Here is a 12,795-nt window from a genome sequence, read left to right as displayed (position 1 = left end):
GGCCGGTCGCCGCGAGCCGAGGAAGGGGGCGGCCATGACGGAGAGGGGCCGGATCCGCGTCGCCATGGTCCACGGCCCCGGGCCCGCCGACCGCGACGGCGTCGGCGACTACGTCGAACGGCTCGTCGGCGCGCTCGGCGAGGCCGGGGTCGAGGCGGTGGGGGTGCCCGTGGGGTCGCCGGGGTCCCGCTCCCCCTGGCACTGGCTGCCCGCCACGCTCGACGCCGCCCGGAGGGTGCGGCGGCTGCGCCCCGACGTGGTCCATGTGCAGTTCGCCCCGTCCGCCTACCGGTTCTCGGGGCTGCCCGGACTGCTGCCGCCCCTGCTGCCGCCCGGCGCGCCGCTGGTGACCACCCTGCACGAGTACGGCTGGTGGGCGGCCCCCGGCTGGGTGCCCGGCCCCGTCTGGCGGTCGCTGGAACGCGCCCGGCTGTGGGACCGGGAGACCGGGCGTCTGGTGCCCGCGAGCGCCCTCGTGGTCGTGACCAACGCCTCCCACGCCCTGCAGGTCCGAAGGCGCGCCGGGACGGCCGCCGTGGAGGTGCCCCTGGCACCGAACGTCGTGGATCACGGCGGCGGACGGCAGGCGCGCGTGCGCGTGCGAGGCACGCTCGGCATGGGCCGCGACGACCCGCTGCTCGCCTTCTTCGGGTTCGTGCACCCCGTGAAGGGCGTGCGGCAGCTCGTCGAGGCGCTGCCCGCGCTGCGCGCGGCCAGCCCCCGCCTGCGCCTGCTGGTCGTGGGCGGCTTCACCTCCCAGGCGCTGCCGGAGGCCGAGGCCCGGGCCTTCCGCGTGGAGCTCGAGGCGCTGGCCGCGCGTCACGGCGTCGCGGACGCGGTGACGTTCACCGGGCACCTGCCCGCCGCCCGGGTGTCGGAGCTCCTGCACGCGTCGGACGTGGGCGTCCTGCCCTTCACCGCCGGGGTGACGACCAAGAGCGGCGCGCTGCTCACCATGCTGGCCCACGGGCTGCCGACCGCGGTCACCGTGCCGGACGAGCCCGACCCCGTCCTCCCGCTCGGGGAGGCCGTCGCCGTGATCGGGGCCCGCCGCGACCCCGCCGCCATCGCGTACGCCGTCGGGCCGCTGCTCGGCGACCCGCAGGCGCGGCGGCGCCTGGGCGCGGCCGCCCGGCGGCTCGCCGCCCGCCACTCCTGGTCGCGGGTCGCCTCCGCCCACCGGGCGCTGTACGAGACCCTGGCCGGCCCCGGCCGGCCGCTCGGCCGCCGGGATGCGTGAGCCGTACCGGGAGATCCTGGTCGTCGACCTGCTCGGCGGGATCGGCGACCTGGTCATGCTCCTGCCCGCCGTGCACGGCCTGGCCCTGCGCAACCCGGGCGCGTCGCTGCGCGTGCTCACCCATGAGCCCGGCGCCGCCCTCCTGCGCGGCGACCCCGCCGTCACGCGGGTGCTCACCCCCCGACACGGCGGCGCGGGCGCCGAGCGGGAGGCCGTGGCCGAAGCCCTGGCCGCCCGCCGCCCGGATCTCGTGGTCACCACCACCCGTTACGACGGCATCCCCGAGCTCCTCGCCGCATCGGGCGCGCGATGCGTCACCGACCTGTGGCGCCGCCCGCCCCCGGACGAGCCTGTCGGCGAGCGCTACCTGCGCATACTGCTCGCCGAGGGACTGCTCCGGCCCGAGGACGTCCTCGCCCGTCCGGTCGTTCGCCTGACGCCGGCCGAGATCGCGTACGGCGAGAGCGTGCTCGCCCGCCGCATTCCGCCCCCGGCAGGTACGGCGCGGCCCCCGGTCGTGCTGGTCACGGACGCGGGCATGGCCGTGAAGCGGTGGCCCGCCGGGCGCTGGCGCGAACTCGCCGCGCTGCTGGCCCGGCGCGGCCATCCCCTGCTCACGCCCGACGCGCCGCCCAAGCGCGCCGACGCCACGCACGCGGCGTTCGGCCCGCAGGTGGCCGTGCTGCCGCGGTGCGGCCTGCGCGGGCTCGCGGCGTGCTTCGCCGCCGTGGCGCGGCGCGGCGGTGTGGTCGTGGGCGGCGACACCGGGCCGCTGCGGGTGGCCGCCGCCGCCGGAGCGGCCACCGTCGGGCTCTTCGGCCCCACCTGGGCCCGTAGGTACGGCATCGGCGCGTCCACGGGCCCGGAGCACGCCGTGGACCTGCAGGGACAGCCCGGCTGCCCGCACCGCCGGCCCACCGCCATCACCGAGCAGCCGTGCTGGTGGACGGCCGAATGCCCGCTGTCTCCGGCGGGGGCCGCCTGCATGACCGACATCGGCGTGTCCTCCGTCGCCCGCGCCGTGACGCGCCTGTGCGCCGATTCCCCCGTGCGCCACCCGGCGGACGACGCCTGAGACGCGGCGTGGCAGGCTGCGTACCGGAAAGAACGGCAGCCACGCCCGGAGGAGGCGGCACATGGAACGGGACGGCGCGGCGCGGCCCTCGGCTCGACCGGGGCCCGTCACGCGCTCACGCGTCCGCAGGGTGTCCGGATCGTCCGTACGCGACCGGCGGGACGACCTCGCCACCGAGGAGCCGCTGGAGATCCGGCTCCTCGCCGGCGGCGAGAGCCGTACGGTGGCGATCACGATGCGGACACCGGGCGCGGACTTCGAGCTCGCGGCGGGCTTCCTGCACGGCGAGGGGATCGCCGGTCCCGGCGACATCGCCGCCATCGGCTACTGCACGGACGAGGACCTGGACCCCGAGGCGCGCTACAACACCGTGACCGTGCGGCTCACCGCCCCGCACCTGCCCGACCTCGGCGCCCGGGCGCGCAACTTCCTGACGTCGAGCGCGTGCGGCGTGTGCGGCACGGCGAGCCTCGACGCGTTACGCGACCGCTGCGCCGTGCCGGCCGTGCGCCCGCCGGTCGGCGTGTCCGCCACGACCCTGTACGGCCTGCCGGACCGGCTGCGGGCGGCCCAGGGGGTGTTCGGCAGGACGGGCGGGCTGCACGCCGCCGGGCTGTTCACCCCCGACGGCACGCCCGTGGCCGTACGTGAGGACGTGGGGCGGCACAACGCCGTCGACAAGCTGGTCGGCTGGGCGCTGCTCGGCGGCCGGACCCCCCTCGACCGGCACGTCCTGCTGGTCAGCGGCCGGGTCAGCTACGAGATCATGCAGAAGGCGGCGAGCGCCGGCATCCAGGTCGTGTGCGCCGTGTCCGCGCCCTCCTCGCTCGCCGTCGACCTGGCGCGGGAGTTCGGCGTCACGCTGGTGGGGTTCCTGCGCGAGGAGCGCTTCAACATCTACGCCTGCCCGGAACGCGTCGACGTCGGACAGCCCTGAAAGGCCGGCCGGGCGCCCGGAATCCGGGCGCCCGATCGGTCGGCTCGCCGCGTCAGCCGGTGTTCTGCAGGCCGGCCGCCACGCCGTTCACGCTGAGCAGCAGCAGGGTGGACAGGCGCTCGCGCTCCTTCTCCGAAAGGTCGCCCGGCGCCCGCAGCGCCGACAGCGCCCGCAGCTGCAGGTGGCTGAGCGCGTCCACGTACGGGTCGCGCAGCTGCACGGCCCGCGACAGGACCCGCCGGTTCTCCAGCAGCCGGGTGTGCCCGGTCACCTCCAGCACCAGCCGCCTCGTCAGGTCGTACTCCTCCAGGACCTGCTCGGCGAAGTCGGCCCGGCCGCCCAGGGCCAGGTAGCGGGACGCGATGGACCGGTCGGTCTTGGCCAGCGACATCTCGGCGTTGTCCAGCATCGCGGCGAACAACGCCCACTCCTGGTAGGCCGAGCGCAGTTCGGCCATGCCGCCGTCGGTGACCACGGCGGCCAGGCCGCTGCCCAGGCCGTACCAGCCGGGGAGGTTGACCCGCGTCTGCGCCCACGAGAACACCCAGGGGATGGCCCGCAGGTCGTCCAGCGAGCGGGGCGCGCCGAGGCCGCGCCGCGCCGGCCGGGAGCCGAGCCGCAGCGAGCCGAGCTCCTCCAGCGGGCTGACCAGCGCGAACCACTCGGGGAAGCCCGGGGCCTCGGTCAGCGCCCGGTAGGCGTGCTCGGAGGCCGCCGCCACGGTGTCGGCCAGCCGGCGGAACTTCGCCGCCGCGGCGGCGGTGCCCGACTCCACAGCGGAGGTGGACGCGAGCAGCACGGCGTTGGTGACCTGCTCGATGTGCCGCTTGGCGATCGCCGAGTGGCCGTACCGCGCGAAGATGACCTCACCCTGCTCGGTGACCTTGAACCGGCCGGCGACCGAGCCGGGGGCCTGGGCGAGCACGGCGCGGTTGGCCGGGCCGCCGCCCCGGCCGAGCGCGCCGCCGCGGCCGTGGAAGAGCGTGAGCGTGATGTCGTTGGCCGCGGCCCAGGCGGTCAGCGCGGCCTGCGCGTCGTACAGGCGCAGGGTGGCCGCCGCCGGGCCGAGTTCCTTGGCCGAGTCGGAGTAGCCGAGCATGACCTCCATGCGCCGCCCGTTCCCGGCGAGCCGCCGGCGCACGGGCTCCAGCTTGATCATGCCCTCCAGCACGGCGGAGGAGTTGTCCAGGTCCTCGCCCGACTCGAACAGGGGGACCACGTCGAGCACCGGGGCGCGGTCGCCCAGGGCGTGCCTGGCCAGCTCGTACACCGCCGCGATGTCGTCGGCGGAGCGGGTGAACGAGACGACGTACCGGGAGCAGGCGGTCACGCCGAAGCGCTCCTGGATCCAGGCGATCACCCGGATCGTGGCCAGGACCTCCTCGGTGCGCTCCGACAGCGTGCCGGAGGCGATCTCCTCGAGCGCCGCCGCGTGGACCGCGGAATGCTGGCGCACCTCCAGCTCGGCCAGGTGGAAGCCGAACGTCTCGACCTGCCAGATCAGGTGCTGCAGCTCGCCGTAGGCCTGCCGTACGGCGCCGGCGCCGCGCAGGGAGTCCTGCGCGAGCCGCAGGTCGGTCAGCAGCTCCGACGGCGCGCGGTAGGCGAGGTCGAGGTCGCGGCGGCGGGTCGCGGCGATCCTGGCCGCCACGAACATCAGCCACTGGCGGTGCGGCTCCCGCGGCGACCGGGTGGCCATCTCCGACACCAGGTCGGGGTGGTCGTGCTCGGCCTGCGCGAGCGCGGCGCGCAGCTTGGCGGACGGCGGCGTGAAGACCTCGGCCAGGGTGAGCGACCTGCCGATGCGGGTGGTCGCGTTCTCCAGCGCGATCAGCACGTGCTCGGCCTGGATCTGCATGGCCTCCCTGGTCACCCTGGCGGTGACGTTGGGGTTGCCGTCGCGGTCGCCGCCGATCCAGCTGCCGTAGCGGATGTACGCCTTGGCCTGCGGCTCCCGCGTGCCGGTGCCGGGACCGAGCGCCGCGTCGAGCGACCGGTAGATCTGCGGCACCGTGCGGAACAGCGTCTCGTCGAAGGCCGCCATCGCCGTACGGACCTCGTCCAGCGGGTCGAGCTTCGTGTGACGGAGCTGGTTGGCCCGCCAGAGGATGTCGATCTCCTCCAGCAGCCGCCGGTGGGCCTCCTCCCGCTCGGCCGCGCCCCGCCCGGGGGTGTTGTAGGCGTCGAGCTGGGCGCTGATCCGCTGGATGGCGGTGACGATCGCCCGCCGCCGCGCCTCTGTGGGGTGGGCGGTCAGCACGGGCCGGAACTCCAGCCCGTCGATCAGGGCCTGGAGCCGGTCGTCCCCGCGCAGCCCCTGCACGGCCTCGGCGAGGGACTCGCGCAGCGGCACGTCGTCCTTGTCCCGCTGCCGCAGGGTGCGGATCCGGTAGTGCTCCTCGGCGAGGTTGGCGAGGTGGAAGTAGCAGGTGAAGGCCCGGGCGATCTGCACTGCGCGGTCGACGGGCCACTCGGCCACCATGGCCGCGACCTCGTCGGCCGTCGTCTCCTGACGCCGGGCCGCGATCACCGCCTTGCGGAGCCGTTCCACGTCGGCGAGGAGGTCGGGACCGCCGTGTTCGGCGATCACCTGACCCAGGAGTCCACCCAATAGGCGCACGTCAGCGCGGAGTTCGTCCGGCATCTCCGCTACGGCGTTGTGTCGTTCGGCAGGAGCGATGGCGGCCATGCTTCGAAGGCTAGCGAATCGCGCTCGGTGACCCGAGGGCGGTCTCACCAATTGGACTAGACCACTGGACCACGCAGGTCAGGCCGGTCGCGCGTCCGGGGCCCCGAGCGCCTCCGCCCGGGCCGCGGGGAGCGCTCTGAAACGGCGGGTGAGGTACTGGGCGACCCGGCCGTGCGCCACCACGATCGCGGCGAACGCGACGATCAGCATTGAGATCGTCGCCAACTGGCCGTCGTCGGCCAGCAGGATGGTCTTCGCGTCGCCGAGCCCCGTCCTGGCGGTCTGCAGCCCCGTAACCAGGGCGGTCACCCAGCGGCCGACATGCATGATCACCGGACGTGCGGTCGCGGTCACCGCCGCCGGCAGGGCCAGCACGCCGAAGGCGACGATGATGATCGCGGTGCCCGCCGGGGAGATGTCGGTCGTCCCTCCGATGGCCAGTTTGATCCCGCGCATCAGGAGACGCGCCAGCGCCCCGATGACCAGGCCGCTCAGCACCGCCGCGGCCAGCGGCGCCCAGATCGCACGGCCCGTCAGGCCACGTTCGCGCATATCGCCTCTCCCTTTGAGAACGGTCCAAACGGTTATAAGGCCGGGCCTAATCGCCCGCAATGCCGCAAGGACTTCGGGACCGCTCTGTTACCTCTCAGGAGGGGCGGGAGACGGCGGCGAGGAGTTCGGGGAGGCGGGCGAATCCGATGCCGGCGGCGATCCGGCGTCCCGCCCAGGCGACCGCCACGCCGTACGGCACGGCGAGCACGGCCCACCAGGTCAGGCCGAGCAGGACCGGCAGCACGATCGGCAGCGCGAGCACGCCGGTGACGAGCATCGTGGCGAAGGAGGCGGCGAACGCCTGCCCGCCCTGCCCCGGGGCGGCGCCGGTGAAGGCGTTCAGCCGGTCGGGATAGGTGTACGGCGCGGTCACGCTGGTGATCGAGCCGATTCCCATGGCGGTGCCGAGCACGCCCCAGGCGGTGAGCGCGGCGACGAGGGCCCACGCGGCGTTCCCCGCCACGAGCGCGGCGGCCAGCGACGCCAGCGCCAGCAGCGGCACCGCGACGACCGCCATGGCCAGGTGCCGCCCGGCCAGGTCGGTACGCAGGTCGCGCGGGGTCGCGACGGCCACCGCGTTCATCCACAGCGACCTGCCGTCGATGCCGAAGGAGTTGGCCGCCTGCAGCCCGATCACCACGGCCGCCAGGCAGGCGGGGCCGATCGCGGTCCACGGCCCTGTCGAGCCGCCGGGACCCCGGAGGGAGAACATGACGACCGCGCTCACGAACACCGCGCTGATCCAGTTCACCCGTGCCCGCGGTTCCCTCCTCGCGTACTTCAACTCCTTGGCGACGACGGCGCCGAGCATGCCGCCGGGCAGGAACCGGCCTGTCCGCGAGCGGCCCGTCCGGGAACGGCGGACGGAGCCGCCACCCCGGTTGGAGGAGTCGGGCCGCACCAGCGCGTACCGCAGCGCCGCGATCCACAGCCATCCCAGAACGACCACCGACATCGCGACGACGATCAGTTCGGCGACGCCGACGAGCCCGCCGTCGGCGATCGCGTGCGCGGCCAGGCCCGGCGGCGTCCACCGCAGGACGTCCCCGGCGGACGCCAGGATCCGCGTGGGGTCGCCCGAGAACCCCCGGTTCAGCAGCAGGTTCGGCACCTGGACGAGCAGCACGCCGAAGATCGCGACCACCGCGAGCAGGTCACGTCCCCTGCGGGTGCGCAGCACACCGGACAACGCGGTGGTCACCAGGCGGGAGGCCGTGAGACAGAAGGCGAACTGGAGGACCACTGCGGGCACCCCGATCAGCACCCCGCCAGGTCCGTGGGCGAGCGCGACCACCCCTCCGCACAGCGCGGCCAGCGAGGCGATCGGCCACGGCCCGGCGGCCGACGCCGCGAACATGCCGGTCGCGAGCTGCCGGGTGGTGAGCGGAAACAGGGCGAGCCGGGCCGGGTCGAGCGTCTCGTCCAGCCCGAAGGCCATGAGCGGCACGACGACCCACCCGACGGCGAACATCGCGAACGCCGCCGACACGAGGTCGAGGCCGACGTCGGACGGCGCGAGCCGGATGAGGGACAGCAGCCCGAACCCCGCGACGGCGCTGAGGAGCGCGGCGGCCAGCGAGAAGGCGAAGCCGGCCTGCTTGCCCACGTCGCCGCGCAGGCCGCCGCGGACCAGGCTGAGCTTGAGCCGGACGAACAGCCACGTCATCGTCACGGGGTGCTCCGGGAGCCGAGCCAAGACAGCCCGTCGTCCCCGTTGCCGCGCACGCCGACCAGGTCGAGGAACGCCTCGTTGAGCGTGCGGCCCCGCCGTACGTCGTCGAGCGGGCCCTGCGCGACGACGAGCCCGCGGTTCATCACCGACACCCAGTCGCACAGCCGCTCGACCAGGTCCATCACGTGACTGGAGAACACGACGGTGGAGCCGGAGGCGGTGAATCTGCGCAGCACCTCGGTCAGCGTGTTGGCGGAGACGGGGTCGACGCCCTCGAACGGCTCGTCGAGGAACAGCACGCGCGGGTTGTGCAGCAGCGCCGCCGCGAGGCCGATCTTCTTGCGCATGCCGGTGGAGTAGTCGACCACCAGCTTGTCCTGCGCCTCGACCAGGTCCATGACCTTGAGCAGCTCGTCGGCGCGCCTGCCGACCTCGTCCAGGGGGATGCCGCGCAACTGGCCGCCGTACATGAGCAGCTCACGGCCGGACAGCCGTTCGAACAGCCGCAGGCCCTCGGGCAGCACCCCGATGTGCGCCTTCACGCTGACCGGGTCGGCCCAGACGTCGTGGCCGTCGATCTCGATCCGCCCGCCGTCCGGGCGCAGCAGCCCGGTGACCATGCTCAGGGTCGTCGTCTTGCCGGCGCCGTTGGGACCGACCAGGCCGGCGAAGCTGCCTCTCGGCACGACCAGGTCGACCCCGCCGACCGCCACCTGCTGCCCGAAGCGCTTGTGCAACCCCTGCGTGCGTACGGCGTCCGCCATGGAGCCCCCACTTGTCTCTAGCCGTCGTAAAGCCGAACGAACGGCGCGCGGCCCCCGTTCCGGGAGTTACTTCCGCCGGCGGCGTCTCCAGAGGTAGTAGCGCAGCGAGAGCATGGAGGCCCCGGGATAGTCGGCGACCAGGCGGCTCAGCTCGACCTTGCGAACGTGCGCGGCTTTCAGCCGGACGAACTGCCGATCTTTGATCGCGGGTGAGTCGGCCATGACGCTGCGATATCTGGCGCACAGCTCGTCGGTCTTCGCCTGGCTTATACGACTCAAATCCAATCCGCGGTACTCGTGCTTGAGCACTCCCAGCTTCCGCGTCATATCGTCGCAGCGTTCAGCCTTCTTCCGCCAGTCCATGGTCATCTCCATGAGTGAGGAGAAGAACAGCAACAGCGACAGCCAGCCCATCCAGGTGGTGCGGGAAGCGGAGACCCCTAGAACGATGATCTCAGGGCTGTCGGTGGCGAACGCGAATCCAGCGGTCAGAACCGAGCCACCCAGCATGAGGAGCGTGAGCGTGGTGGAGTAGCGCCGGTAGCGGTCCCTGAGGAGTGAATAGATCGTGAGTTGCTGATCGACCACCCGCCTCTGCCGCTGAACCTCCCGGATTGATGCCTCCTCGGCGAGCTCGGTCATCGAGCTCCTCCGAACCCTTCCGCCAGCGGCTCGCGCACAGTGATATCGGCTTGCAGATACTCCTCATCGTTCGACGCGCTCATTTGGCCTTCGTACTGGATACGCCGCGCGAGGACCGTGGCCAGTGCCGCCGTATCTTGGGACCCCTCCTGCCGCAGCTTCGCCGCAATGAGCGGAACAAGCCGATCTGACCAGTTCTGCGACAGGTCCTCCAGCAAGAGGTGGAGTCGCGATAGACCGAGGCGCGGTGTCTGTCGTGCGGCTTTCAGTCGAAGGCGCAGCCGCCTCGTCGCAGGGTCGTAAGTGCACCAGTCGGGAGAGGTGATGCTCTGCCTCAGCACATCGAGCATGAATCGCGCGGCTACCTCCGCGACCGCGCCCGCCACCCCCGGATTCACGCTCGCGTCACGGAGAAGGGCAGCGACGAGCATCACGGGCACGTCTGCGGGGACGCCATCTTTCTCGATCAGCATCCTGCCGAACAGGTCGGAAGCGTCAACGGTCCTCTCGGAGACGAATTGCCACACCTCGCGCCAGCTTGGCTCCGAGGCCCGGCGCGCAAGGAGGTCGGACACGTCGCCCGTGCTCCGGACCAGACACTCGGCGGCCAGATACTCCTGGAATGTGCGATGGACAAATGTCCATTCATCCGCACCCACGCGCGAAATCAGTCCCGTGGACTCCTGAATAAACTTCAGATATTCACCTTCGGAGATATGCAGGTCCTCGACATTCCATCGGGAGAAATCACCCAGAGTGAATTGGCTCCGGTTGTCTGACATCATTCGATAGGAGGTCAGGCAGAGCGTTCGCATGACCTTTTCCGGATCAGGTGGCGTGAAGTCCGAGCGGCGGATACCACGAGTACGGTCCCAGCCGTCCGACAAAGCATCCAAATAGGTCTGATAGAGAAAGCCCCGCCCACGGGACAGGGTCCCATAGCTCTTGAAGAGATCCACGGCGATAGCTAGGAGAAGCGGTGTCCGGACCAGTGAGTTCACCTTTGGCTCCGCGCTGAGATTCTGCATGAAGTCGCGACTTCCCGCCTCGCCTATCTCATGCCAGACCCACTGATGGACCTCCGACTGACGGAGGGGCTGTATGGACAGATGCTGAAAATTCCGGAACTCTCCCGCATATGATTGAGACCTGCAGGACACGAAGACTGCCAGGCGAGGATACTCGGCGCACAAACCATGCAGATCACGGACGACAGTACGCCGCAGGCGCGGAGTGATCTCGTCCAGTCCGTCGAGAAGTAGTAAGGCTTGGCCGCTTCTCGCCATCTCGTCCAGTCCGGGCACGGCGGCTGCTTCGAGGGTTTGTGACGCGGCTACGGGGAGATGAGCCTCTTCCACCGGCACCGAGGTCAAGTTCCTGAGCTGGATGTAGATCGGCAGATACTTATCACCACGTCGACCCGAAACATGTTCCAGAGCCAGTCTGCGCAAAGCCGAGGTCTTCCCCGCGCCTGGCGCTCCCAAGATGACGGCTCGGGAAACTCTGTGCAGGTCCTCCCAACTCCAGTCCGGCCCTGGTTCCGCCTGCCCTCCTGGAAAGCCCGGAAACCGCGATGCCGCCACCGTGAACGTCGGTGGAATGAATCTGGACTGCAGCGGCAGGTCGCCCGTGGCTCCAAGGGACTCGCCTCGCGAGACAGTTCGGTAGAGAAGGTGACGGTAGGAGTCGAAGCACTCTTCCGGCGTCTCCGCGAGAGCATCTCGAGCCTGCGCCGACTCCTCCCCCGCCATGTCGACCGGTACATGATTCACGTCCGTAATGACGTACCGGCACCCCTCCCCAGTGCTGGGCTCGTACACACTGGCGTTGAAGGACTTGCCGTCCAATTGGACGTGGCGCGTACGCTTCACGTAGCCGTCCGTCAGGAGTTGCTCGAACTCCGGTGTGAGCGCGATCTCCTCGTCGGACTCGTACGCGTCCTCGTCCTCTACCAGCGCGTAGCCGAACTCCGTCAGCGGCAGCGCCAGACGCGACCCAGAGGCAGAGGAGTCCGTCACAGAATCACCTCCCGGATCGGCTCGATGTACAGCTTCCAGTGCTCCTCACCACCGATTTCGATGAAAACGGCATGAAACCTTTCAAATTCTTCCTTACGGCCATTCCCGTCACCCTTGCTCAGGATTTGAGTTCTGATGTAGTTCGCCCTTATCGGAGCGTCCAGCGATGCGAGGTGCTGGATCAGATCTCCCAATTGCCGCTCCAGCTCCTCTGCTGGAGAGAATCCCTTGCACATAAATTTGACGCACCGGATGAATATCCGGCCCAGCTGGCCAGGAGCACGAAGTCTGGCGTCGTTTACGAGCCGCAGGACCCTGCTCGTAACGTCGGCGATTCCGAGCCCAGTGGGATCGATCAAGGCTCTGTTGAGCGGGTCGTAGTAGATTGCGTTGCAAGCAAAATCTCGGTTTCGAACGTCGAATCCGAAGTCGTCACTGAAGATGGCGTTCTGAGTTCCGATGAAAGAATGCTTGAAGACACTGAGGTCGATGTAGGGATCCCCCGCTCGCGGGTCACCGCCGGGACGTAAATGGCCGTTCTTTTTCGCCGAGTCCCTGAGAGTCTGGGGACCTCCGTACATGCTGCGCACGAGCGGGAGTGCCTTCTCCAGCGGCATGGAGGTGACCAGGTCGACGTCATTTGACGAAGTACCGTTGATAACGTCTCTGACCGTCCCCCCGACCACATAGGTCTCGTAACCTCGGAACGTGATTTCACTGACAAGGTCCTCGTACCGGGGACCAGGCGGCGTCCGTTGGCTGAGGAGGCGTTCGAAAGCCTTGCGCTCCTCCTCGGTGGGCTGTACTACGAGCGCATGCTCAGACAGACGGGTCCAGTTGGGACCAGCCGGTTCTGCGTCGTCCGCCAAACGAAGGCAATCGAAGGACTCCGCGCTCGCGTCGGTATCGAATTGGGTCCGGATCCGTGGGCGTCCGTGCATGTCGTGGCCAATGAGCGTGCCGACGTAACGGTTTCGATCCTGGAACCAGGTGACCCGGTCCGAGGGACGTGGCGTCGGGCAATGTCCCAAGCGCAGGTCCGAAGCGGGAAGTAGAGCCCGGCTCACATAGCCTCCGAGGTGCAGCAGACTAATCGCATCGCCTCCCCGACGAGGTCAGCATAACGCCGATCAGGCCTTTCGATTCGCGAAGTCGTTTATGCCCGCCGAAACGGCAATTTCGGATGACAGCAGGGGAAGGCGACGT

General features: G+C 70.5%; 10 protein-coding genes. 3 read left to right on the top strand and 7 right to left on the bottom strand.

Translation table 11 applies throughout. The annotated features are described in order from the left end of the window. The first annotated feature begins 34 nt into the window (after positions 1 to 34). The 3 genes from HHX30_RS30635 (at position 35) to fdhD (ending at position 3,252) form a co-directional block, all read left to right on the top strand. Positions 35 to 1,240 carry a glycosyltransferase gene (locus HHX30_RS30635; protein ID WP_169986164.1) on the top strand — a complete coding sequence of 402 codons (1,206 nt, stop codon included), beginning with the start codon at positions 35 to 37 and terminating at the stop codon, positions 1,238 to 1,240. Further along, a complete protein-coding gene (locus tag HHX30_RS30630; protein ID WP_169986162.1) occupies positions 1,233 to 2,315 on the top strand; it encodes a glycosyltransferase family 9 protein in 1,083 nt (360 codons plus the stop codon). Before HHX30_RS30635 ends, HHX30_RS30630 begins: the two co-directional genes overlap by 8 nt. Before the next feature lie 61 nt (positions 2,316 to 2,376). Further along, the gene (fdhD, locus tag HHX30_RS30625) at positions 2,377 to 3,252 is read left to right on the top strand and encodes a formate dehydrogenase accessory sulfurtransferase FdhD (RefSeq protein ID WP_169986160.1); all 876 of its coding nucleotides are present in this window, start codon (positions 2,377 to 2,379) and stop codon (positions 3,250 to 3,252) included. Between the two features lie 52 nt (positions 3,253 to 3,304). Here fdhD and HHX30_RS30620 read toward each other — a convergent pair whose 3' ends face one another. The 7 genes from HHX30_RS30620 to HHX30_RS30590 form a co-directional block, all read right to left on the bottom strand. Beyond that, complete coding sequence (locus tag HHX30_RS30620) at positions 3,305 to 5,941, bottom strand: phosphoenolpyruvate carboxylase (RefSeq protein WP_169986158.1); 2,637 nt, start codon at positions 5,939 to 5,941, stop codon at positions 3,305 to 3,307. A 78-nt stretch (positions 5,942 to 6,019) separates the two neighbouring features. After that, a complete protein-coding gene (locus HHX30_RS30615; RefSeq protein WP_169986156.1) occupies positions 6,020 to 6,493 on the bottom strand; it encodes a hypothetical protein in 474 nt (157 codons plus the stop codon). 94 nt (positions 6,494 to 6,587) lie between these two features. Further along, positions 6,588 to 8,159 (bottom strand): hypothetical protein, encoded by a 1,572-nt coding sequence (locus tag HHX30_RS30610; protein ID WP_211592793.1) that lies wholly within the window; start codon positions 8,157 to 8,159, stop codon positions 6,588 to 6,590. Positions 8,160 to 8,161: 2 nt separating this feature from the next. Next, complete coding sequence (locus HHX30_RS30605) at positions 8,162 to 8,929, bottom strand: ABC transporter ATP-binding protein (RefSeq protein WP_169986152.1); 768 nt, start codon at positions 8,927 to 8,929, stop codon at positions 8,162 to 8,164. A gap of 66 nt (positions 8,930 to 8,995) precedes the next feature. Then, on the bottom strand, positions 8,996 to 9,571 hold the full coding sequence (locus HHX30_RS30600) for a hypothetical protein (RefSeq protein WP_169986150.1): 576 nt from the start codon (positions 9,569 to 9,571) through the stop codon (positions 8,996 to 8,998). Further along, positions 9,568 to 11,589, bottom strand: coding sequence for an NACHT domain-containing NTPase (locus HHX30_RS30595; RefSeq protein ID WP_169986148.1), 2,022 nt, complete (start codon positions 11,587 to 11,589; stop codon positions 9,568 to 9,570). Before HHX30_RS30595 ends, HHX30_RS30600 begins: the two co-directional genes overlap by 4 nt. After that, entirely contained in the window at positions 11,586 to 12,458 is an 873-nt protein-coding gene (locus tag HHX30_RS30590) for a CCA tRNA nucleotidyltransferase (protein ID WP_169986146.1), read from the bottom strand. Before HHX30_RS30590 ends, HHX30_RS30595 begins: the two co-directional genes overlap by 4 nt. Positions 12,459 to 12,795: the final 337 nt, after the last annotated feature.

The organism is Microbispora sp. H10836, assembly GCF_012999525.1.
Taxonomy (GTDB): domain Bacteria; phylum Actinomycetota; class Actinomycetes; order Streptosporangiales; family Streptosporangiaceae; genus Microbispora.
Note: the sequence above shows the minus strand (reverse complement) of the source record. Positions and strands in the feature narration are given on the sequence as shown.

Bases quoted from the DNA above. Each gene is read 5' to 3' on its own strand.
- HHX30_RS30635 (WP_169986164.1), top strand. From the start codon at position 35: ATGACGGAGAGGGGCCGGATCCGCGTCGCCATGGTCCACGGCCCCGGG.
- HHX30_RS30630 (WP_169986162.1), top strand. From the start codon at position 1,233: ATGCGTGAGCCGTACCGGGAGATCCTGGTCGTCGACCTGCTCGGCGGG.
- fdhD (WP_169986160.1), top strand. From the start codon at position 2,377: ATGGAACGGGACGGCGCGGCGCGGCCCTCGGCTCGACCGGGGCCCGTC.
- HHX30_RS30620 (WP_169986158.1), bottom strand. From the start codon at position 5,941: ATGGCCGCCATCGCTCCTGCCGAACGACACAACGCCGTAGCGGAGATG.
- HHX30_RS30615 (WP_169986156.1), bottom strand. From the start codon at position 6,493: ATGCGCGAACGTGGCCTGACGGGCCGTGCGATCTGGGCGCCGCTGGCC.
- HHX30_RS30610 (WP_211592793.1), bottom strand. From the start codon at position 8,159: ATGACGTGGCTGTTCGTCCGGCTCAAGCTCAGCCTGGTCCGCGGCGGC.
- HHX30_RS30605 (WP_169986152.1), bottom strand. From the start codon at position 8,929: ATGGCGGACGCCGTACGCACGCAGGGGTTGCACAAGCGCTTCGGGCAG.
- HHX30_RS30600 (WP_169986150.1), bottom strand. From the start codon at position 9,571: ATGACCGAGCTCGCCGAGGAGGCATCAATCCGGGAGGTTCAGCGGCAG.